This window comes from Streptomyces thermocarboxydovorans, from assembly GCF_039524635.1.
Taxonomy (GTDB): domain Bacteria; phylum Actinomycetota; class Actinomycetes; order Streptomycetales; family Streptomycetaceae; genus Streptomyces; species Streptomyces thermocarboxydovorans.
In genome coordinates this window covers 1-21,820 of record NZ_BAAAGU010000047.1, presented here as the reverse complement: position 1 = coordinate 21,820, position 21,820 = coordinate 1, and the positions used below count along the sequence as shown (strand labels likewise).

At 72.4% G+C, this 21,820-nt stretch carries 19 protein-coding genes; 9 read left to right on the top strand and 10 right to left on the bottom strand.

Translation table 11 applies throughout. The annotated features are described in order from the left end of the window. Window positions 1-4 precede the first annotated feature (4 nt). Window positions 5-955: a deoxyribose-phosphate aldolase gene (gene deoC / locus ABD198_RS21620; RefSeq protein ID WP_344004489.1), complete on the bottom strand. Its 951-nt coding sequence runs from the start codon at window positions 953-955 to the stop codon at window positions 5-7. Window positions 956-1,046: 91 nt separating this feature from the next. On the opposite strand from deoC, the gene ABD198_RS21615 reads away from it, so the two are divergent. After that, window positions 1,047-1,802 (top strand): PH domain-containing protein, encoded by a 756-nt coding sequence (locus ABD198_RS21615; protein WP_344004486.1) that lies wholly within the window; start codon window positions 1,047-1,049, stop codon window positions 1,800-1,802. Window positions 1,803-1,935: 133 nt separating this feature from the next. Here the strand turns inward: ABD198_RS21615 and ABD198_RS21610 are convergent, their stop codons facing one another. From ABD198_RS21610 to ABD198_RS21600, 3 genes are all read right to left on the bottom strand, one after another. Next, the gene (locus ABD198_RS21610) at window positions 1,936-3,567 is read right to left on the bottom strand and encodes a phospho-sugar mutase (RefSeq protein WP_344004483.1); all 1,632 of its coding nucleotides are present in this window, start codon (window positions 3,565-3,567) and stop codon (window positions 1,936-1,938) included. Window positions 3,568-4,183: 616 nt separating this feature from the next. Next, on the bottom strand, window positions 4,184-5,008 hold the full coding sequence (locus ABD198_RS21605) for a purine-nucleoside phosphorylase (RefSeq protein WP_167993512.1): 825 nt from the start codon (window positions 5,006-5,008) through the stop codon (window positions 4,184-4,186). A gap of 102 nt (window positions 5,009-5,110) precedes the next feature. Then, window positions 5,111-5,548 (bottom strand): gamma-glutamylcyclotransferase family protein, encoded by a 438-nt coding sequence (locus ABD198_RS21600; RefSeq protein WP_344004479.1) that lies wholly within the window; start codon window positions 5,546-5,548, stop codon window positions 5,111-5,113. A gap of 99 nt (window positions 5,549-5,647) precedes the next feature. On the opposite strand from ABD198_RS21600, the gene ABD198_RS21595 reads away from it, so the two are divergent. Continuing rightward, window positions 5,648-7,096, top strand: coding sequence for an NAD(P)H-quinone dehydrogenase (locus tag ABD198_RS21595; RefSeq protein WP_344004476.1), 1,449 nt, complete (start codon window positions 5,648-5,650; stop codon window positions 7,094-7,096). A gap of 101 nt (window positions 7,097-7,197) precedes the next feature. After that, complete coding sequence (locus tag ABD198_RS21590; RefSeq protein WP_344004473.1) at window positions 7,198-8,151, top strand: DeoR/GlpR family DNA-binding transcription regulator; 954 nt, start codon at window positions 7,198-7,200, stop codon at window positions 8,149-8,151. Between the two features lie 673 nt (window positions 8,152-8,824). Here ABD198_RS21590 and ABD198_RS21585 read toward each other — a convergent pair. Then, window positions 8,825-10,597, bottom strand: coding sequence for an acetyl/propionyl/methylcrotonyl-CoA carboxylase subunit alpha (locus ABD198_RS21585; protein ID WP_344004470.1), 1,773 nt, complete (start codon window positions 10,595-10,597; stop codon window positions 8,825-8,827). Window positions 10,598-10,962: 365 nt separating this feature from the next. Here ABD198_RS21585 and ABD198_RS21580 point away from each other — a divergent pair, with 365 nt between their 5' ends. Then, complete coding sequence (locus tag ABD198_RS21580; protein WP_344004467.1) at window positions 10,963-11,508, top strand: hypothetical protein; 546 nt, start codon at window positions 10,963-10,965, stop codon at window positions 11,506-11,508. On the opposite strand, the gene ABD198_RS21575 is transcribed toward ABD198_RS21580, so the two are convergent. From ABD198_RS21575 to ABD198_RS21560, 4 genes are all read right to left on the bottom strand, one after another. Further along, on the bottom strand, window positions 11,477-12,097 hold the full coding sequence (locus ABD198_RS21575; protein WP_344004465.1) for a Maf family protein: 621 nt from the start codon (window positions 12,095-12,097) through the stop codon (window positions 11,477-11,479). The two genes, ABD198_RS21580 and ABD198_RS21575, sit on opposite strands and share 32 nt — an antisense overlap. Before the next feature lie 49 nt (window positions 12,098-12,146). Continuing rightward, window positions 12,147-12,275 (bottom strand): morphogenic membrane protein MmpB, encoded by a 129-nt coding sequence (mmpB, locus tag ABD198_RS21570; RefSeq protein ID WP_344004462.1) that lies wholly within the window; start codon window positions 12,273-12,275, stop codon window positions 12,147-12,149. Between the two features lie 128 nt (window positions 12,276-12,403). Beyond that, the gene (locus tag ABD198_RS21565) at window positions 12,404-12,613 is read right to left on the bottom strand and encodes an acyl-CoA carboxylase subunit epsilon (protein WP_167997994.1); all 210 of its coding nucleotides are present in this window, start codon (window positions 12,611-12,613) and stop codon (window positions 12,404-12,406) included. 9 nt (window positions 12,614-12,622) lie between these two features. Next, complete coding sequence (locus ABD198_RS21560) at window positions 12,623-14,212, bottom strand: acyl-CoA carboxylase subunit beta (protein ID WP_344004457.1); 1,590 nt, start codon at window positions 14,210-14,212, stop codon at window positions 12,623-12,625. A 110-nt stretch (window positions 14,213-14,322) separates the two neighbouring features. Between ABD198_RS21560 and ABD198_RS21555 the strand changes: the two genes are divergently transcribed. Next, on the top strand, window positions 14,323-15,192 hold the full coding sequence (locus ABD198_RS21555) for a biotin--[acetyl-CoA-carboxylase] ligase (RefSeq protein WP_344004454.1): 870 nt from the start codon (window positions 14,323-14,325) through the stop codon (window positions 15,190-15,192). Window positions 15,193-15,946: 754 nt separating this feature from the next. Further along, the gene (locus tag ABD198_RS21550) at window positions 15,947-17,068 is read left to right on the top strand and encodes an adenylate/guanylate cyclase domain-containing protein (RefSeq protein ID WP_344004451.1); all 1,122 of its coding nucleotides are present in this window, start codon (window positions 15,947-15,949) and stop codon (window positions 17,066-17,068) included. Here ABD198_RS21550 and ABD198_RS21545 read toward each other — a convergent pair. Continuing rightward, entirely contained in the window at window positions 17,065-17,697 is a 633-nt protein-coding gene (locus ABD198_RS21545; protein ID WP_344004448.1) for a hypothetical protein, read from the bottom strand. The two genes, ABD198_RS21550 and ABD198_RS21545, sit on opposite strands and share 4 nt — an antisense overlap. Before the next feature lie 218 nt (window positions 17,698-17,915). Here ABD198_RS21545 and ABD198_RS21540 point away from each other — a divergent pair, with 218 nt between their 5' ends. The 3 genes from ABD198_RS21540 (at window position 17,916) to hutH (ending at window position 21,578) form a co-directional block, all read left to right on the top strand. After that, on the top strand, window positions 17,916-18,716 hold the full coding sequence (locus ABD198_RS21540; protein WP_344004445.1) for an enoyl-CoA hydratase/isomerase family protein: 801 nt from the start codon (window positions 17,916-17,918) through the stop codon (window positions 18,714-18,716). 81 nt (window positions 18,717-18,797) lie between these two features. Then, window positions 18,798-19,949, top strand: coding sequence for a GGDEF domain-containing protein (locus tag ABD198_RS21535; RefSeq protein WP_344004442.1), 1,152 nt, complete (start codon window positions 18,798-18,800; stop codon window positions 19,947-19,949). A gap of 90 nt (window positions 19,950-20,039) precedes the next feature. Continuing rightward, complete coding sequence (hutH, locus tag ABD198_RS21530) at window positions 20,040-21,578, top strand: histidine ammonia-lyase (protein WP_344004586.1); 1,539 nt, start codon at window positions 20,040-20,042, stop codon at window positions 21,576-21,578. Window positions 21,579-21,820 lie beyond the last annotated feature (242 nt).

The following is a 21,820-nucleotide window of genomic DNA, read 5'->3' as shown; positions in this document are numbered from 1 at the left end:
GTGATCAGTCCACCGTCACGTAGTCGGGGCCGGAGTAGCGGCCCGTGGCCAGCTTCTGCCGCTGCATCAGCAGATCGTTCAGCAGCGAGGAGGCGCCGAAGCGGAACCAGTGGTTGTCCAGCCAGTCCTCGCCCACCGTCTCGTTGACCAGCACCAGGAACTTGATCGCGTCCTTGCTGGTCCGGATACCGCCGGCCGGCTTCACGCCCACCTGGACGCCGGTCTGCGCACGGAAGTCGCGCACCGCCTCCAGCATGAGCAGGGTGTTCGCGGGGGTCGCGTTGACGCCGACCTTGCCGGTCGAGGTCTTGATGAAGTCGGCACCGGCGAGCATGCCGAGCCAGGAGGCCCGGCGGATGTTGTCGTACGTCGACAGCTCACCGGTCTCGAAGATGACCTTCAGCCGCGCGGAGCCGCAGGCCTCCTTCACGGCCACGATCTCCTCGTACACCTTCATGTACCGGCCGGCGAGGAAGGCGCCGCGGTCGATGACCATGTCGATCTCGTCCGCGCCCGCGGCCACGGCCTCCTTCACGTCCGCCAGCTTGACGGAGAGCGGGGCGCGGCCGGCCGGGAAGGCGGTGGCGACCGAGGCGACCTTCACGGAGGAGCCGGCGACGGCCTCCTTCGCGGTGGCCACCATGTCGGGGTAGACGCAGACCGCGGCCGTGGCGGGGGTGGTCCGGTCGGCCGGGTCGGGCAGGACCGCCTTCGCGCCGAGCGCCCGGACCTTGCCCGGGGTGTCCGCGCCTTCCAGCGTCGTCAGGTCGACCATCGAGATGGCGAGGTCGATCGCGTACGCCTTGGCGGTCGTCTTGATCGAACGGGTGCCGAGGGAGGCGGCGCGCGCCTCCAGGCCGACGGCGTCGACGCCGGGCAGCCCGTGGAGGAAGCGGCGCAGCGTGCTGTCGGACGCGGTGACGTCGCCGAGGGGGCTGGGTGCAGTGGTGGGCATGCTCACAAGCCGAGCATATCTACGCGCGTAGCGGCTGTACAGCCCCCAGCGGCATCTGGTCCGCCGGGCGGAGTCGGGCAGAATCGGTGCCATGACCTCGTCTGACTCCCTGCCCGACCCGAAGCCGTCCGGTTCGAACAGCGACGCCATGGGTCGTCCGGGCCAGCGGGACCGCGTGCACCGGTCGCCCGCGGGCATCGCCGGCGGTGTGCTGCTGCTGGCCGTCATGGCGTGGCTCGGCACCGACGCGGTGGTCCGCGGCGAGGGCCGCGCCCCGTGGCTGGCCCTCGCGGCACTGCTGCTCCTGGTGCCGCTGGTGGTGGCCTTCACCCTCCGGCCCGCCGTCTACGTCGGGCCCGACCGGCTGCGCGTCCGCAATCCGTTCCGGGTGATCGTGCTGCCCTGGGGCCGCGTCGCCGGCCTGCGGTCCGGCTACACGAACGAGGTGCTGGCCGAGGACGGGACCAAGTACCAGCTCTGGGCGCTCCCGGTCTCCCTGCGGGCCCGCAAGCGGGCGGCCCGCCAGGAGATGCGGGCGCAGGCGGAGCGCGGGCAGGGCGTCGACGTGCGGTCGGCGGGGCGGGCGCCGGGTGTCGGCGACGCGTTCCGGGCCGGTGGGCGCGGCGTCGCCCGGACGAGCCCGTCCGGTGCCGGTGCCGGTGCCGGCGGCTCGGGGCCGGTGCGGGCGGCGACCGATCAGGCCATGGACGAGCTGCGGGAGCTGCACGAGGAGCGGCGGGAGGCGGCTTCGGCGCAGGGGGAGGTCACCGTGCGGTGGGCCTACGAGGTGCTCGGGCCTGCGGTGGCGGGAGCTGTGTTGCTGGGGGTTCTGCTGGGGGTGGGGTGAGCCTGCCTCCGGTGGGGTGAGCTTGCCTGCCTCGGCAGGGTGTTGAGTGTGCATGACGTGAGCGGGGTGCCCCTTCCTTCTGGGGCGCCCCGCTCTTTGGTGTCTCAGTGGTTGGTGTCCCAGGGCCAGTGGCTCAGATGCCTGCTGCTTGAGAGAAGTCCTGCTTGAGCCGGGTCAGGAGGGCCGTGGCCTTGGTTCGGGCGGCGGGGAGGTCGGGGCGGCCGGAGACCGGGACGACCACCTCCAGGTAGCACTTCAGCTTGGGCTCCGTGCCGCTCGGGCGGACGATCACCCGGGCGCCCTCGAGGGTGTAGCGCAGGCCGTCGGTGGGCGGGAGGGTGTCCGTGCCCTGGGTGAGGTCCTCCGCCTTGGTGATGCGCAGACCGGCGAGCTCCGTCGGGGGGTGCTCGCGCAGGCGGCGCATCGCGTCGGCGATCAGGCTGAGGTCCTTCACGCGGACCGAGAGCTGGTCGGTGGCGTGCAGGCCGTGCTCGACTGCGAGGTCGTCGAGGAGGTCGAGGAGCGTGCGGCCCTCCTCCTTCAGGACGGAGGCCAGCTCGGTGAGGAGCAGGGCCGCGGTGATGCCGTCCTTGTCGCGGACGCCGTCCGGGTCGACGCAGTAGCCGAGGGCCTCCTCGTAGCCGTAGCGCAGGCCCTCGGCGCGGGCGATCCACTTGAAGCCGGTGAGGGTCTCGACGTGGCGCAGGCCCGCCTTCTCGGCGATGCGGCCGAGGAGGGAGGAGGAGACGATCGACTCGGCGAAGGTGCCGGTCGCTCCGCGGCGGACCAGGTGGGCGGCGAGGAGCGCGCCGACCTCGTCGCCGCGGAGCATGCGCCAGTCGTCGCCGTCCTTCACGGCGGCGGCGCAGCGGTCGGCGTCCGGGTCGTTGGCGATGACCAGGTCGGGGCCGGTCTCGCGGGCCTTGGCGAAGGCGAGGTCCATCGCGCCGGGCTCCTCCGGGTTGGGGAACGCGACGGTGGGGAACTCCGGGTCGGGTTCGGCCTGCTCGGTGACGAGGGTGGGGGCGGGGAAGCCGGCGCGGGCGAAAGCGGCGAGGAGGACGTCCTTGCCGACGCCGTGCATCGCCGTGTAGACGGTGCGGGCGGTGCGGGGGGAGTCAGGGGCGAGGACGGCGTCCGTGCGGGCGAGGTAGGCGTCGAGGACGGCGTCGTCGAGGGTTTCCCAGCCGGCTGTGGGGCGGGGGACCGTGTCGAGGGACGTGACCGCCTGGATCTCGGCGGCGATCTCGGTGTCGGCCGGGGGGACGATCTGGGAGCCGTCGCCGAGGTACACCTTGTAGCCGTTGTCGCGGGGCGGGTTGTGGCTGGCCGTGACCTCCACGCCGGCCACGGCGCCGAGGTGGCGGATGGCGAAGGCGAGGACCGGGGTGGGCAGGGGGCGGGGGAGGATCGCGGCGCGCAGGCCGGCGCCGGTCATGACGGCGGCGGTGTCGAGGGCGAAGTCGCGGGACTTGTGGCGGGCGTCGTAGCCGATGACGACGAGGCCGTTGGCATGGCCGTGCTTGGTGAGGTAGGCGGCGAGGCCGGCGGCGGCGCGGATGACGACGGAGCGGTTCATGCGCATGGGGCCGGCGCCGAGTTCGCCGCGGAGGCCGGCGGTGCCGAACTGGAGGGTGCCGCTGAAGCGGGCGGCGAGTTCGGTGCGGTCACCGGAGTCGATGAGGCGGGCGAGTTCGGCGCGGGTGTCCGGGTCGGGGTCCTCGGCGAGCCATGCCTGGGCCTGTGCGAGGAGATCGTCTTGCACGTCGGTCAGCCTCTCGTGGGTGTGTGCGGGTTCGGCGGGTTCGGTGGGGTGCGAGGGGGCTCGCCTGCGGCACGTGGTGGGCCGGGCCGGTGGGGACCTGCGGACCGGTGGGGGTTCGCGTCTTGTGCCTGCGGCGCAACTGCGGCTCCGGTGGGGGTGCGCGTAGTGCCCACGGTGGGTGGGTGAGTCGGGGCCGGGGTGGTGGTATCCGTCCTCGGTCTGGCGCGGAATAGGTCGCCTTTCGGGTACTGGCGCGGACGCGCCGGCCGCTGCGGGCGGACACCACCACCCCGACCCCTCCCCGCCGTACGCGCCTGCGGCCGCCTACGGTCCGCTTCGGCCGGGCGCCGTGCGCGACTACCGCTACGTAGCTGCGGGCAGTCGTGCCGCTGGGGCGATGGGGGTCCCCCCGCTCGAGCGCAGCCGAGAGTGGGGGAGGCACCCCTCCAGCGGGGCTGGCGCGGCCCACCCCCGGCCAGCACCCGCACCGGGTAAGTCGTCGTTTGCAGTGCGCAGCACAGTTGCAGCGCTCTGCACGGGCACCGTCGGACAGACGGACGAGGCAACTGGTCACCAAGTACACGTACCCCCGGTGACCCGGCGCCGCAGGTGCGTGTCAGAGGCGGCCCAGGACCTGGGTCAGGAGGGAGCCCATCCGTGCCGCGCTGTCGCGGCCCGCCTGGAGGACCTCCTCGTGGTTGAGGGGCTCCCCGGTCATACCGGCCGCGAGGTTGGTGACGAGGGAGATGCCCAGCACCTCCGCCCCCGCCTCACGCGCCGCGATGGCCTCCAGCACCGTCGACATGCCCACCAGATCCGCCCCGATGACGCGAGCCATCCGGATCTCCGCCGGCGTCTCGTAGTGCGGGCCGGGGAACTGCGCGTAGACGCCCTCCTCCAGCGTGGGGTCGACCTCCTTGCACAGCGCCCGCAGCCGCGGTGAGTACAGGTCGGTCAGGTCGACGAAGTTTGCGCCGACGATCGGGGAGGTCGCGGTGAGGTTGATGTGGTCGCTGATCAGCACCGGCTGACCGGGACGCATGCCCTCCCGCAGGCCGCCGCAGCCGTTGGTCAGCACGACCGTCTTGGCCCCGGCGGCCACGGCCGTACGGACGCCGTGCGCGACGGCGGCCACACCCCGGCCCTCGTAGTAGTGCGTGCGGCCCAGGAAGACCAGGGCACGCTTCGCACCGATGCGGTACGAGCGCACCTTGCCGCCGTGGCCCTCGACCGCGGGCGGCGGGAAGCCGGGCAGCTCGGTGACCTGGAGTTCGGCCTCGGGCGTGCCCAGCGCGTCGACCGCCGGCGCCCAGCCGGAGCCCATCACGAGAGCGACGTCGTGGGTCTCGGCGCCCGTGAGTTCACGCAGGCGCGCGGCGGCGGCGTCGGCTGCGGCGTACGGGTCGTCCTGGAGGTCGTCCGGAAGAAGAGAAGCGTTCACGCGAATGAGAGTAACCCGTCTTCGCCTACGCGCGTAGATGTCGAAGGTGACGGGTTGGCTTTCGTTGTCTTGTCGTTTTCGATGAATGTCCTGCCAAAGCGGTCAGCAAGGGCGCTTGCGCAGCTCCATCACGTAGTCGTGCGGGGCGCCCGCGGACTCCGCCGCGTCGGCGATCTCGCCCAGGTAGCGGGCCGGGGGCAGGCCGCCCTCGTAGGAGTTCAGGACGTAGGTCCAGGCCATGTCCTCGCCGTCCAGCGTGTGCACCCGGACCTTGGTGCGGCGGTAGAGGCCGAGCCCCACGCCCTCCCAGCGGTCCAGGGACTCCTCGTCCATCGGCGCGATGTCGTAGAGCGCGACGAAGACCTGGGCCAGCGGGTCCTCGACGAGCGTCGCCAGCGCGCCCTCCCAGCCCATGTGCTCGCCCCCGAAGGTCAGCCGCCACCCGTTCAGCCACCCGGTGGCGCGCAGCGGCGAGTGCGGTGCGCGGCGGGACATCAGCCGGGCGTCGAGGTTGCCGGCGTAGGCGGCATAGAGGGACATGGGGGAAGGGTACGGCAGCCGCCACGCGGGTCACTCCGGTAACAGGGGAGCCACGGCCCTGGCCCCCCGGGGCGGTCGCCCGGTGAAGTGTGCGGGACAATGGAGTACGTGACTCGGATCGTGATCATCGGTGGCGGACCCGGCGGATACGAAGCGGCGCTGGTGGCCGCGCAGCTCGGGGCGGAGGTGACCGTCGTCGACGCCGACGGTCTGGGCGGTGCGTCGGTGCTCACCGACTGCGTGCCGTCCAAGACTCTGATCGCCACGGCCGAGGTGATGACCACCTTCGACTCCTCCTACGAGGAGCTGGGCATCATCGTCGCCGACGACACCCCGCCCCTCGAGCAGGCCACCCGTGTGGTCGGCGTGGACCTCGGCAAGGTCAACCGGCGAGTGAAGCGGCTGGCGCTGGCCCAGTCGCACGACATCACCGCCTCCGTGACGCGGGCCGGCGCCCGGGTCATGCGCGGCCGCGGCCGGCTGGAGGGCATGCAGGCCCTCGACGGCTCCCGCAAGGTCGTGGTGACCGCCGCCGACGGCAGCGAGGAGACGCTGGTCGCCGACGCCGTACTGATCGCCACCGGCGGGCACCCCAGGGAGCTGCCCGACGCCAAGCCCGACGGCGAGCGCATCCTCAACTGGACCCAGGTCTACGACCTGACCGAGCTGCCCGAGGAACTCATCGTCGTCGGTTCCGGTGTGACCGGTGCCGAGTTCGCCGGCGCCTACCAGGCGCTCGGCTCCAAGGTGACCCTGGTGTCTTCCCGCGACCGCGTGCTGCCTGGTGAGGACCCGGACGCCGCCGCCGTCCTCGAGGACGTCTTCCGCCGCCGCGGCATGAACGTCATGGCCCGCTCCCGCGCCCAGTCCGCCAAGCGGGTCGGCGACCGGGTCGAGGTGACCCTCGCCGACGGGCGCGTCATCACCGGCACGCACTGCCTGATGGCCGTCGGCGCCGTCCCCAACTCGGCGGGCCTGGGCCTGGAGGAGGCCGGCGTCAAGCTGCGCGAGTCCGGCCACATCTGGACCGACCGGGTCTCCCGCACCACCGCCCCCGGCGTCTACGCGGCCGGTGACGTCACCGGCGTCTTCGCGCTCGCCTCCGTCGCCGCCATGCAGGGACGTATCGCCATGTACCACTTCCTCGGCGACGCGGTGGCCCCGCTGAACCTCAAGACGGTCTCCTCGAACGTCTTCACCGACCCGGAGATCGCCACCGTCGGCTACACCCAGGCCGACGTCGACACCGGCAAGATCGACGCGCGCATGGTGAAGCTGCCGCTGCTGCGCAACCCGCGGGCCAAGATGCAGGGCATCCGCGACGGCTTCGTCAAGATCTTCTGCCGCCCCGGCACGGGCATCGTGGTCGGCGGCGTGGTCGTGGCGCCGCGCGCCTCGGAACTGATCCACCCCATCTCGATCGCGGTCGACAACAATCTGACGGTCGAGCAGATCGCGAACGCGTTCACCGTGTACCCGTCGTTGTCCGGCTCGATCGCCGAGGTGGCACGGCAGCTGCACAACCGCAAGACGGGCGCGGAGGGCTAAACCCGGGCCTTATACCACTTGGTCCCGTCCGGTGCGAACAGCTTCTGCTATTCAGCGCAAACTGCTGAAAGCAGACGGTCGCTGGCATTACTGTCAGTTTCGTGTTCGCTGCAGAACGTCGCCAATTGATCCTCGAAATGGTGCGGGCGAACGGGGCCGTGTCGCTCCGTGAGCTCGCCCGCGTCGTCCAGACCTCCGAAGTGACCGTACGGCGGGACGTGCGCGCGCTGGAGGCAGAAGGACTCCTCGACCGCCGGCACGGCGGTGCGGTACTGCCGGGCGGGTTCACCCGGGAGTCCGGCTTCCCGCAGAAATCCCATCTCGCGACCGCCGAGAAGACCGCCATCGCCGATCTCGCCGCGAACTTCGTGGAGGAGGGCGAGGCCATCGTGGTCGGCGCGGGCACGACCACCCAGGAACTGGCCCGCCGGCTGGCCCGGGTGCCCGGGCTCACGGTCGTCACCAACTCCCTCCTGGTGGCCCAGGCGCTGGCCCACGCCAACCGGGTGGAGGTCGTGATGACCGGCGGTACGCTCCGCGGGTCGAACTACGCGCTGGTGGGCAGCGGGGCGGAGCAGTCCCTGCAGGGGCTTCGGGTGTCCCGTGCCTTCCTCTCGGGCAGCGGTCTGACCGCCGAGCGGGGGCTTTCGACCTCCAACATGCTCTCGGCGAGCGTGGACCGGGCGTTGGTGCAGGCCGCGGCGGAGGTGGTGGTCCTGGCGGACCACACCAAGCTGGGTACGGACACCATGTTCCAGACGGTGCCGACGGATCTGATCACCCGGCTCGTCACGGATGAGCCGCCGGCTCATGACGACCGGGCCGCCACCGAGTTGCAGGCGCTGGCCGACCAGGGCGTCCAGGTCGCGGTCGCTCCGGGAAGCGGCTCGAACTCGGGAGGTGACAGCTCTTCACCTTCCTCCTCCTCCCGCCAACAACGCCGGGACGTTCCACTCCCGGGCCCACGCCGCCAGGGCCCCCTCAGGACGGCGGTCACCCTGACAGAACCTCAGACCAACGAACGCGCCCGCGTCGCGGACCTGCGTAGGCGTTGACCTGCCGTTAGCAGCCCCTTGGCAGGGGAGCGCGTTTCTTGGGGGTGCACCCGGCGTGGGTGCTGGGCGGGGGTGGGTAGCGCCAGCCCCGCTGAAGGGGTGCCTCCCCCACTCTCGGCTGCGCTCGAGCGGGGGGACCCCCATCGCCCCAGCGGCACGAATGCCCGCAGTGACGCGGCCGCAGGTGCCCGCAGTGACGCGGCCGCAGGTGCCCGCAGTTGCGCAGGCGCGGTAGCCGCGCGTGGCGCCCAGCCGAAGCGGGCCGTAGGCGTGCCGCAGTCGCGCGCGGCGGGGAGGAGTCGGGGTGGTGGTGTCCGCCCGCAGCGGCTGGCGCGTCAGCGTCAGTGGTCAAGAGGAAACCTATTTCGCGCCAGACCGAGGACGGATACCACCGCCCCGGCCCCGACTCACCCACCCACCGTGGGCGCTACGCGCACCCCCACCGGAGCCGCAGTTGCGCCGCAGGCATCCCACGCGCACCCCCACACACCCGCGCGGGCGCGAGACGCGCAGCCCCGGAGAGCCGTGCCGGCGCCGCGGCATCGGACGCGCACCCCCACCGGAGGTGCAGGGTGACGCCGCAGGCATCGCCACGCGCACCCCCACCGGAGGGGCAGGGTGACGCCGCAGGTCGGCGGCGCGCACCCTGCTCAGGTATGCCCAGCGGCAGCGCTCAGTCCTTGATTTCGCAGATGGCCGCGCCGGACGTCACCGACGCGCCGACCGTTGCGTTGAGGCCCTTGATCGTGCCGGACTTGTGGGCGTTCAGGGGCTGCTCCATCTTCATCGCCTCGAGGACGACGACCAGGTCGCCTTCCTTGACCTCCTGGCCCTCCTCCACGGCGACCTTGACGATGGTGCCCTGCATCGGCGACGCCAGCGTGTCACCCGAGGCGACCGGCCCCGACTTCCTCGCCGCGCGGCGCTTCGGCTTGGCACCCGCCGCCAGACCCGTCCGCGCCAGCGACATGCCCAGCGACGCCGGCAGCGAGACCTCCAGCCGCTTGCCGCCGACCTCGACGACCACCGTCTCCCGGCCCGGCTCGTCCTCCGCCGCCGCCTCCGCAGGCGCAGCGAACGGCTTGATCTCGTTGACGAACTCCGTCTCGATCCACCGCGTGTGCACCGTGAACGGCCCGTCGGAACCGGTCAGCTCCGGCGCGAACGCCGGGTCGGTGACCACCGCGCGGTGGAAGGGGATGGCCGTGGCCATGCCCTCGATCTGGAACTCCGCCAGCGCCCGCGACGCCCGCTGCAGCGCCTCTTTGCGGGTGCGCCCGGTGACGATCAGCTTCGCCAGCAGCGAGTCCCAGGCCGGCCCGATCACGCTGCCGGACTCCACACCCGCGTCCAGCCGGACACCCGGCCCCGACGGCGGAGCGAACTTCGTGACCGTCCCCGGCGCCGGCAGGAAGTTGCGCCCCGGGTCCTCACCGTTGATGCGGAACTCGATGGAGTGACCCCGCACCGGCGGGTCGTCGTACCCCAGCTCCTCGCCGTCGGCGATGCGGAACATCTCCCGCACCAGGTCGATCCCCGTGACCTCCTCCGTCACCGGGTGCTCGACCTGCAGCCGCGTGTTGACCTCGAGGAAGGAGATCGTGCCGTCCGAGCCGACCAGGAACTCCACGGTGCCGGCCCCGACGTACCCGGCCTCCTTCAGGATCGCCTTGGACGCCCGGTACAGCTCGGCCACCTGCGCCTCGGAGAGGAACGGCGCCGGCGCCTCCTCGACCAGCTTCTGGTGCCGCCGCTGCAGCGAGCAGTCACGCGTGGAGACCACGACCACATTGCCGTGCTTGTCGGCCAGGCACTGCGTCTCCACGTGCCGCGGCTTGTCCAGGTACCGCTCCACGAAGCACTCGCCGCGCCCGAACGCGGCCACGGCCTCACGCACGGCGGAGTCGTACAGCTCGGGAACCTCTTCGAGCGTGCGGGCGACCTTCAGACCGCGGCCACCGCCACCGAACGCAGCCTTGATCGCGATGGGGAGCCCGTGCTGCTCGGCGAAGGCCACGACCTCCTCGGCGCCCGACACCGGGTCGGGCGTACCGGCGACCAGCGGGGCGCCCGCCCGCTGGGCGATGTGCCGCGCCGCGACCTTGTCACCCAGATCGCGGATCGCCTGCGGCGGCGGGCCGATCCAGATCAGCCCCGCGTCGATCACCGCCTGGGCGAAGTCCGCGTTCTCGGACAGGAACCCGTAGCCGGGGTGGATCGCGTCCGCGCCCGACTCGCGCGCCGCCTTCAGCACCTTGTCCATGTCGAGGTAGCTGGTCCCGGGGGTGTCACCGCCCAGGGCGAACGCCTCATCCGCGGCGCGGACATGCAGAGCGTCCCGGTCCGGGTCCGCGTAGACGGCCACGCTCGCGATCCCGGCGTCCCGGCAGGCCCGGGCCACGCGGACAGCGATTTCGCCACGGTTGGCGATGAGCACCTTGCGCACGATTGAGGCTCCCTCCTTGAAACAAGCCGAGTTTAGGGACTGCCGACACGGCACTTCGACCCGTCCCCAATGGTGAGCTTGCCCACACGGAGCGTGATTCGAGGCTCGCTCGACCCGCGAAATCCCTTGTCGCACCACGGGTACGCAGGACTCCCTCGGCAAACCCTAGCCGCCCCATGTGGTCAAGGTCTCTGTGAAGGCGTGCTGCGGCCCACTTCGTTTCTTTGTGGAGTCCCTACGAATGGCCCAATGGTTCTTTGCCCGCGCAGGAACCCTTGTCCCCAGGTTTACCCGTTAGTAGCGTTCGGGTCGGCCCGAACATACTCGGGGCAACCACAGTCGTGCTCGGAAGTGGGTGGGGACCGGTGGTACGCAGACCGGTGGCGTGGATCGTGGCAGTCGTGCTGTTCGCCGAGGCGCTCGGCATCGCCGCCGTGAACTGGTTCCTCGGGGTCGTCGTCGACCGGCAGGACATGTCGCTGGCCGGTCTGGACCCGGACATGATGTCGGTGTCCTCGAAGATCGGCGGGGTCGTCTTCGGGCTCTACTTCGCCCTGTGCGGCCTGGTGGCCCTGCTGGTGGCGCTGCGCGACCGCGCGCCCGCCGGGCTCGGCCGGGTGCTGCTGATCAGCGCGGCGGTGGTGCACGGCCTGCTGGGCGCCTTCGCCTGGGGGCTGCTGGGCGCGGCCGAGTTCGTGTTCATGGTGGTGATGCTGGGGCTCATCGTGCTGCTGCTGATGACGTACGACCGTCCGGAGCAGCCCGCCGGGCCCGCCGACGCCACCCCCGAGGGCGGCACCGGTGACGGCTCGGCCGGCGGCTCGGGCGGCAGCGCGGCCGGCGGCACCGACGACGGCAGGGCCGGAGACGGCTCCCCGGTCACTCCTCCGCCGGCGCCCACAGCTCGGTGATGCCGACGCCCACCTCGGCCATCAGCTTGCGCACCAGCGGCAGGCTGATGCCGATCACATTGCCGTGGTCGCCGTCGATGCCGTCGATGAACGGGGCCGAACGGCCGTCCAGGGTGAACGCCCCGGCGACGTGCAGCGGCTCGCCGGAGGCGACGTAGGCGGCGATCTCCTCGTCCGTGGGCTCGCCGAAGCGGACCACGGTGGAGGCGGTGGCGGAGGCGTAGCGGCCGCTGAGGGTCTCGTAGACGCAGTGGCCGGTCTGCAGGACGCCGGCGCGTCCCCGCATGGACTTCCAGCGCGCCGTGGCCTCCTCCGCGTCGGCGGGCTTGCCGAGGGCCTGCCCGTCCAGCTCCAGCACCGAGTCGCAGCCGATCACGATGGCGCCCTTGACCTCGGGCTTGGCGGCGACCACCGAGGCCTTCGCCTCGGCCAGGGCGAGCGCCAGCTCGGCCGGGGTGGGGGCGGTGACGGCGTCCTCGTCGACTCCGCTGACGACCACCTCGGGGTCGAGTCCGGCCTGGCGGAGCAGGCCCAGCCGGGCGGGGGACGCGGAGGCGAGCACGAGGCGGCGGCGCGGCTGATCAGTCATGCGGTCAGCGTATCGGCGTCCCCCGGATGCCTCACCTCACGCCGATGCCTCACCTCACGCCGATCACGAGCATCGCGAGCACCATGGCCAACGCCATGAGAACGCCCAGCCGCCGCAGCATCGCCTGCGTGTTCCGCAGTTCTTCGGGCGGTTCGTTCTCGGGGTCGGACCACAGCATGCACCCAGCCTGCGGCTTCGGGGGTGCGGGGCGCCTGAGTAGGCGTACTCAAATCACGCGCTGCTGGGTGTTCGCGGGGCGGGGCCGCACAGCAGCCCCGCCCCGCGCCGCCGAGGGGCGCCGGCGGGTCAGGCCGGCCAGTACGTGCGGGTCCAGGACGCCGGGCCCGGCTGCGGCAGATGGCCCGCCGCGATCCGGGAGGGGTCGGACCACGCGTCGCGAGGAGCGGGCGCGCCGGACGGCTCGGCGGAGGCCGCCGCGGCGCGGGCCCTGACCACCGCCAGGGCGGCGGCGAGCTCCTCCGGTGTCGGGTTGCCCCGTACGACCTTGATCGTCACAACGGCTCCTTACAGGGGGATGTTGCCGTGCTTCTTCGGGGGCAGGGATTCCCGCTTGGTCCGCAGCTGACGCAGGCCGCGGACGATGTGGCGGCGGGTGTCGGACGGCATGATCACCGCGTCGACGTAGCCGCGCTCGGCGGCGACGTAGGGGTTGAGGAGGGTGTCCTCGTACTCCTGCATCAGGCGGGCGCGGGTCGCCTCGGGGTCGTCCGCCTCGGCGATGGTGCGGCGGTGCAGGATGTTGACCGCGCCCTGCGCGCCCATCACGGCGATCTGGGCGGTGGGCCAGGCCAGGTTGAGGTCGGCGCCCAGGTGCTTGGAGCCCATGACGTCGTAGGCGCCGCCGAAGGCCTTGCGGGTGATCACGGTGATCAGCGGGACGGTGGCCTCGGCGTAGGCGTAGATCAGCTTGGCGCCGCGGCGGATGATGCCGTCGTGCTCCTGGTCGACGCCGGGCAGGAAGCCGGGGACGTCGACGAAGGTCAGCACCGGGATGTTGAAGGCGTCGCAGGTGCGCACGAAGCGGGCGGCCTTCTCCGAGGCCTGGATGTCCAGGCAGCCGGCGAACTGCATCGGCTGGTTCGCCACGATGCCGACGGGGTGGCCCTCGACGCGGCCGAAGCCGGTGACGATGTTCGGGGCGAACATCGGCTGGGTCTCGAAGAACTCGGCGTCGTCGAGGACGTGCTCGATGACGGAGTGCATGTCGTAGGGCTGGTTCGCCGAGTCCGGGACGATCGTGTCCAGCTCGCGGTCCTCGTCGGTGACCGTGAGGTCGGCCTCCTCGGGGAAGGACGGGGGCTCGGAGAGGTTGTTGGACGGCAGGTAGCTCAGGAGCTGCTTGACGTACTCGATGGCGTCCTTCTCGTCGCCCGCCATGTGGTGGGCGACGCCGGAGGCGGTGTTGTGGGTGCGGGCGCCGCCGAGCTCCTCGAAGCCGACGTCCTCACCGGTGACGGTCTTGATGACGTCGGGGCCGGTGATGAACATGTGGCTGGTCTGGTCGACCATGACCGTGAAGTCGGTGATCGCCGGGGAGTAGACCGCGCCGCCCGCGCAGGGGCCGACGATCAGGCTGATCTGCGGGATCACACCGGAGGCGTGGGTGTTGCGGCGGAAGATCTCGCCGTACGCGCCGAGGGAGGCGACGCCCTCCTGGATGCGGGCGCCGCCGGAGTCGTTGATGCCGATGACCGGGCAGCCGGTCTTCAGGGCGAAGTCCATGACCTTGACGATCTTCTGGCCGTAGACCTCGCCGAGGGCGCCGCCGAAGACGGTGAAGTCCTGGGAGAACACCGCGACCGGGCGGCCGTCGACGGTGCCGTACCCGGTGACGACGCCGTCACCGTAGGGGCGGTTGGCGTCGAGGCCGAAGTTGGTGGAGCGGTGCCGGGCGAACTCGTCCAGTTCGACGAAGGAACCCTCGTCGAGCAGGAGGTCGATCCGCTCACGGGCCGTCAGCTTGCCCTTGGCGTGCTGCTTCTCGACGGCGCGTGCGGAGCCGGCGTGCGTCGCCTCTTCGATACGGCGCTGCAGATCCGCGAGCTTGCCCGCGGTCGTGTGAATGTCAGGCTGCTGCTCTTCCGGCTCGGACATCGGGATGCGGCTCCCTGCCTGCTCAAAAGGGGGGACGGTTACTCATCCGTAGCGTAGTGGGGTGCCTTGACATCGGCAGTGCGGTCTTTGCCACACCTATCGTGGCTTGCATGACGCCGCGTGATGCATCAGAGAACAGCAGTCCTTGGTCCGATCTCGAGCGGCCTCCGCTGAATGTGGCCGCGCTGCGGCGGGGGCTGGTGCGGGAGGGGAGCCTGTGGTCCGAGGTGGACGTGGTGCGGCGCACGGGGTCGACGAACTCGGATCTGGTGGAGCGGGCGCTGAAGGGGCAGGCCGGGGAAGGTGCCGTGCTGGTAGCCGAGGAGCAGACGGCGGGGCGTGGCCGGCTGGACCGGCAGTGGAGCGCGCCGGCGCGGTCCGGGCTGTTCTTCTCCGTGCTGCTGAAGCCGGGGGAGGGTGTGCCGGTGGAGCGGTGGGGGTGGCTGCCGTTGCTGACCGGGGTCGCGGTGGCGGCGGGGCTGTCGCGGGCGGCCGGGGTGGATACGGCGCTGAAGTGGCCCAACGACCTGCTGGTGAAGGTCGGGGGTGAGGAGCGCAAGGCGGGCGGGATCCTGCTGGAGCGGGCCGGGGACGGCGGTGTGGTGATCGGCGTCGGGATCAACGTCACGCTGCGGGAGGCGGAGCTGCCGGTGCCGACGGCGGGGTCGCTGGCGCTGGCCGGGGCGGTGAGCACGGACCGGGAGACGCTGCTGCGCGGGGTGCTGCGGTCGCTGGACGACTGGTACGGGCGGTGGCGTGCGGCCGGGGGTGACGCGGGGCTGTGCCGGCTGCAGGAGGCGTACGCGGCGGGGTGCGCGACGCTGGGCCGCACGGTGCGGGCGGAACTGCCCGGGGACCGGTTTGTGGTGGGCGAGGCGGTGGCCATCGACTCCGACGGCCGCCTGATCCTCGCCACGCCGGATGGCCTCCGCGAGCCTGTAGGCGCCGGCGACATCATTCACCTGCGTCCGGCGGGCTGAGGCCCCCTTTGTGCCTGCGGCGGGGTGGGGTGCGCGTCCGATGCCTGCGGCTTTGTGCCTGCGGCGGGGTGGGGTGGGCGCCCGATGCCTGCGGCTTTGTGCCTGCGGCGGGGTGGGGTGGGCGTCCGATGCATGCGGCGCCGGCACGGCTCTCCGGGGCTGCGCGTCTCGCGCCCGCGCGGGTGTGTGGGGGTTCGCGTCTGATGCCTGCGGCGCCACTGCGGCTCCGGTGGGGGTGCGCGTAGCGCCCACGGTGGGTGGGTGAGTCGGGGCCGGGGTGGTGGTATCCGTCCTCGGTCTGGCGCGAAATCGGCTTCCTTTTGACTCCTGCTGTTGACGCGCCAGCCGCTGCGGGCGGACACCACCACCCCGACCCCTCCCCGCCGCGCGCGTCTGCGGCCGCCTGCGGCCGGTGCCCTGCTGATCGCCGTGCGCGGCCACCCCGCCTCGCCGCGGGCAGCCGCGCCCTCCTATAGCGCACCCCACCCCCGCCCAGCACCCACCCCGGGTGCCCGTGGACCCAGGTCAACCCGAATGCCCGCGAGCCCCGCTCAAAAGGGCGCCCCCTCCTCAGCCGGGCGCAGCCCCCGCACAAACCGGCGCTGACAATGCACGCACCTGCGCAACCTCGTCAGGCAAGTGCACCCCCTCACCTCACCCCCTGCTCGACCGAACGGAGTGAGCTGGCGCACACCTGCCGTAGAGTTGTGGCCGGTCGATACTTGGCCATGGCAGATCGGAAGGGCAGCAACGCGTGACCGTCGACGACTCGGGTTCCGGCACGGACGCGCAGGGCGCCGACACCGGTGAGGATCCGCTCGCTCTGCGCCTCGAACAGCTCATTCTGGGTGCTGAGCGCCGTTACACCCCGTTCCAGGCGGCCCGCAGCGCCGGCGTCACCATGGAACTCGCCACCCGCTTCTGGCGAGCCATGGGCTTCGCCGACGTCGGCCAGGCCAAGGCCCTCACCGAAGCCGACGTACTCGCCCTGCGCCGCCTCGCCGGTCTCGTGGAGGCGGGCCTGCTGAGCGAGGCCATGGCCGTACAGGTGGCACGTTCCACCGGCCAGACCACCGCCCGCCTGGCCGAGTGGCAGATCGATTCCTTCCTGGAGGGGCTGACCGAGCCGCCCGAGCCGGGCATGACCCGCACCGAGGTGACCTACCCGATCGTCGAGCTGCTCCTGCCCGAGCTGGAGGAGTTCCTGGTCTACGTCTGGCGCCGGCAGCTCGCCGCCTCGGCCGGCCGCGTGGTGCAGGGCGCCGACGACGAGGAGATGGTCGACCGCCGCCTGGCCGTCGGCTTCGCCGACCTCGTGGGCTTCACCCGCCTCACCCGGCGGATGGAGGAGGAGGAGCTCGGCGAGCTGGTCGAGGCCTTCGAGACCACGGCCGCGGACCTGGTGGCCGCTCGCGGCGGACGGCTGATCAAGACGCTGGGCGACGAGGTGCTGTACGCCGCCGACGACGCGGGTACGGCCGCGGAGATCGCCCTGCGGCTGATCGAGACGATGGCGAACGACGAGACCATGCCGGAGCTGCGGGTCGGGATGGCCTTCGGCACGGTGACCACCCGTATGGGTGATGTGTTCGGTACGACGGTGAACCTGGCCTCCCGGCTCACCTCGATAGCTCCCCGGGACGCCGTCCTGGTGGACACCGCGTTCGCCGAGGAGCTGATCCGTACCGGAGACGCCCCCGCCTCCGAGGCGGCCGCGGCGGAGGCAGCGGCTGCCGCGGAGAAGGAGGGGGAGGAGCCGCCGACGTACCGGTTCGCCCTGCAGCCGATGTGGCAGCGTCCGGTGCGTGGTCTGGGTGTCGTGGAGCCCTGGCTGCTCACCCGCCGTGACTCCGCCCCGGCTTCGTCGTCCTCCTAGCCTCCGAGTCCGAGTCCGAGGTCGAGTCCCAGGCCGCCTACGCAGACGCCGAGGAGCGGTACGCACAGGCCCTGGTCGCTGCCGCCGCCGTTTCCGCCTCCGGGTGTGTCGTCGGCGGGGGGTGGGGGCGTCGACGGGGCGTGGGGCGGGGCAGGGGGCCCCGGGGCCGGGCGGCGGTCCTGCGGTGGTGTCCGGGGCGTCGAGGATGCGGACGGAGGCGTGTCCGGACCGGAGGGTGCGGATGGGGTGGCCGGGGGCGCTGAGCCGGGTTGCTCGGGCTCCGCGGCTTCCGGGAGGGGCGTGGAGTCCTTGGCGCCCAGCGCGGTGGGGGAGGTCGGGCGGGGCTGGGCGGGGCGGGGTGCGCCGGTCCGGTCCGGGGACGGGGGCGTCGCGGAGGGGCTGAGGGTCACCGCGGGGGTGACGGGGGTGGTCCCGATGGCGGTGTCCGCGGGGCCGGGGGTGGTGGCCAGGCGTACGACGCTCATCGCGCCCATGGCCAGGGCCAGGCCGCCCGCGGCCACCAGGGCCTTGCGGTGGCGGGGCCGGCGGTGACGGCCCCGGATGCGGGTGGCGAAGCGGACGCGCACGGGTGGACGCTGGGTCGTGCGCTGTGGTGTGTCCGTGGTCATCGCGATCCCCTCCCCTGCGAACGCGCCCCCCGAGTGCGCCCGCCGTGCTGCGCACGTTAGGCGTTCGGCGGGGCCCTGGAGCCGGGAGTCGCCCGAAGTCACTCGAACGGGTGGACGGGGGGTGATCGGGGAACCGGGAGTACGCCCTTTCCCCGGCGGACTCGGCCTGCGATGATCGGAACGGCAAACTTGTTAACACGCGTTAACCGGAGGGTGTCATGAGCGAGGAGCGGTTCGGGGAGTTCGTGCTGGTGCGGCGGCATGAGGAGGGGCATGTCGCGGAGCTGGTCCTCGACCGGCCCAAGGCCATGAACGCCGTGTCGACCGAGATGGCCCGGTCCATCGCCGGGGCGTGTGCGGCGCTGAGCGCGGACCGCGGTGTGCGGGTGGTGGTGCTGACCTCGTCGCACGAGCGGGCGTTCTGCGTGGGTGCGGACCTGAAGGAGCGGAACTCGTTCAGCGACGCCGATCTGGTGCGCCAGCGGCCGGTGGCGCGGGGTGCGTACACGGGTGTGCTGGAGCTGCCGATGCCCACGGTGGCGGCGGTGCACGGCTTCGCGCTGGGCGGCGGCTTCGAGCTGGCCCTGTCCTGCGATGTCATCGTGGCGGACCGTACGGCGGTTGTGGGGCTGCCGGAGGTCTCCGTGGGAGTGATCCCGGGTGGTGGCGGTACGCAGCTGCTGCCGCGGCGGGTGGGCGCCGCGCGGGCGGCCGAGCTGATCTTCACCGCGCGGAGGGTGAAGGCGGAGGAGGCCCGTGAGCTGGGTCTGGTGGATCAGCTGGTGGAGGAGGGCCGGGACCGGGAGGAGGCCTTGAGCCTGGCCGCGCGGATGGCCGCCAATTCGCCGGTGGGGCTGCGTGCCGCCAAGCGGGCCCTGCGTCTCGGTCACGGGATCGACCTGCCGGCCGGACTGGAGATCGAGGACGCGGCCTGGCGCTCCGTGGCCTTCTCCGGGGACCGGGCGGAGGGTGTGGCGGCCTTCAACGAGAAGCGCAAGCCGCAGTGGCCCGGCGAGTGACGGGAGGTGCTCCGCGGACGGGTGCGACCCTTTCGCCCGTTTTGAGTCCCTTTCCTGCGTAAACCTCCCTAGCCTGGAGGAATGGGTGAGGACAGCCGGCTGACGGCGGTGGTGGCGCTGGCCCAGAGCATGGCCGCGGCGCAGAACGCGCGGGAGGCCTGGAAGGCGGCGGCCACCGGCGCCCGCCGCGCCCTCGGCGGCAGCTTCGCCGCCCTCTCCGTGTGGGAGCGGGAGCTCGGCCGGCTCCGCGTCCTGGTGAACGTCGGTGAGCTGGCCGAGGGGGAGGAGGAGTTCCCCGAGAACGAGTCCTACCCGGTGCACCAGTTCGCCGAGATCACCGAGTTCCTGCACGAACGGTGGGCCGGCGGCGGTGAGCCGGACGCCTGGGTGGAGACGGCCGAGGGGACGGCGGCCGGCCGGCCGGGCTACTGCCATCAGCGGGTGGCCGCCCTGCGCCGCCGCGGCCGGGGCTGCTGTGTGGTCGCCCCGATCGTGCTGCACGGGCGGGCCTGGGGCGAGCTGTATGTGGCTCGCCCGGTCGGCGCGCCCGTCTTCGGTCGCAGTGACGCCGATTTCGCGACTGTTCTCGCCGCCGTGGTGGCCGCGGGCATCGCGCAGACGGAGCGGCTGGAGGAGGCCAGGCGGCTGGCGTACACGGATGCGCTGACCGGGCTCGCCAATCGGCGGGCGGTGGACGCACGGCTGGACGAGGCGATCGAGCGGCACCGGCGCGACGGCGCCGTGGTCAGCCTGGTGGTGTGCGACCTCAACGGGCTGAAGCGGGTGAACGACACGCTCGGTCATGCCGTGGGCGACCGGCTGCTGGAGCGGTTCGGGACCGTGCTGTCGCTGTGCGGCGCCACCCTGCCGGGCGCGCTGGCGGCGCGGCTCGGCGGGGACGAGTTCTGTCTGCTGGCGGTGGGGCCGCCGGCGGACGAGGTGGTCAAGGCGGCCGACCAGGTGTGCCGCAGGGCCGTCGAACTGGGGCTCGGGGACGGGGTGGCCTGCGGAGTGGCGTCCACGGGGGATCCGATCGGGCCGGTGCACTCGGCGCGGCGGCTGTTCCGGCTGGCCGACGCGGCGCAGTACCGGGCCAAGGCCCAGCGGTTGGACCATCCGGTGGTCGCCGGACGGGAGGGCCCCGACGATCCCGTCGTACGGCTCGCGGACGAGCCGATGGGCGAGGCGGGCCACGGGGAGCGGCGGCGCTTCCGGGGCCGGCACGCGCCCTGAAGGGGCCGTTGTGACCGGATCGGTAAGGGGTGAACCCCGCTCCCAGTGGTGACAGTTTGGAATTCAATGCGTACGCTCCTGAATATGGATATGCACACTGTGGTGGTGGGGACGTCCGGCGTGACCGCGGCCGACGTGCTCGCCGTGGCGCGCGGCGGTGCCCGCATCGAGCTGTCGCCCGAGGCGGTGGCAGCGCTCGCCGCGTCCCGGGAGATCGTGGACGCGCTGGCCGCCAAGCCGGACCCGGTCTACGGGGTGAGCACGGGCTTCGGCGCCCTGGCGACCCGGCACATCAGCCCCGACCTGCGCGCTCAGCTGCAGCGCAACATCGTCCGCTCGCACGCCGCCGGCATGGGGCCCCGGGTGGAGCGCGAGGTCGTACGGGCCCTGATGTTCCTGCGGCTGAAGACCGTCTGCTCCGGGCACACCGGCGTACGGCCCGAGGTCGCGCAGACCATGGCCGACGTGCTGAACGCCGGCATCACCCCGGTCGTGCACGAGTACGGCTCCCTCGGCTGCTCCGGCGACCTGGCCCCGCTGTCCCACTGCGCCCTGACGCTGATGGGCGAGGGCGAGGCGGAGGGACCGGACGGGACGGTGCGGCCCGCCGCCGAGCTGCTGGCCGAGCACGGCATCCGGCCCGTCGAGCTGCGCGAGAAGGAGGGCCTCGCCCTGCTCAACGGCACCGACGGCATGCTCGGCATGCTGGTCATGGCCCTCGCCGACCTGGAGACCCTGTACAAGTCCGCCGACGTCACCGCCGCCCTCACCCTCGAGGCGCTGCTCGGCACCGACAAGGTCCTCGCCCCCGAGCTGCACGCCATCCGCCCGCACCCCGGCCAGGCCGCCAGCGCCGCCAACATGCTGGCCGTGCTGAAGGGTTCGGGGCTGACGGGGCATCACCAGGACGACGCCCCGCGGGTCCAGGACGCCTACTCCGTGCGCTGCGCCCCGCAGGTGGCGGGCGCCGGACGGGACACCATGGCGCACGCCCGCACGGTCGCCGAGCGCGAACTGGCCTCCGCCGTCGACAATCCGGTGGTGCTGCCCGACGGCCGGGTGGAGTCCAACGGCAACTTCCACGGCGCCCCGGTCGCCTATGTGCTGGACTTCCTCGCCATCGCGGCCGCCGACCTCGCCTCCATCGCCGAGCGCCGCACCGACCGGCTGCTGGACAAGAACCGCAGCCACGGTCTGCCGCCGTTCCTCGCCGACGACGCCGGTGTGGACTCCGGGTTGATGATCGCCCAGTACACACAGGCCGCGCTGGTGAGCGACATGAAGCGGCTCGCCGTACCGGCGTCGGCGGACTCCATCCCGTCCTCCGCGATGCAGGAGGACCATGTGTCCATGGGCTGGTCGGCGGCGCGCAAGCTGCGCACGGCCGTTGACAATCTCACCCGGGTCATCGCGGTGGAGCTGTACGCGGCCACCCGGGCCGTGGAGCTGCGCGAGGGTCTCACGCCCGCGCCCGCGACGCGGGCCGTCATCGACGCCGTACGGGAGGCGGGGGTCGCAGGTCCCGGCGCGGACCGCTATCTGGCGCCGGATCTCGCCGCAGCGGAGGCGTTCGTGCGGGAGGGACGTCTGATCGCGGCCGTGGAGAAGGTCACCGGGCCGCTGCGGTGAGGTGATGCGCCGTCGTGGTCGTGCCGGGGTCTCGCGGAGGGTGTCCGCGGGGCCCCGACCGTCATGGGGGAGGAGGCGGTGCTGTCGTACTGCCGTTCGGTGAGCGCGAGTTGTGCGGACACCCCTAGGGCCGCTCGTTTGGATCAGCCTGCGGGAATCGCCGGCGCGCCTTGTCAGCACCGGTGAGCGGGGTCTGGTGCGTGCAGCTGCAAGGCGGAGGAGGGCGCCGATGCGGAGCATCG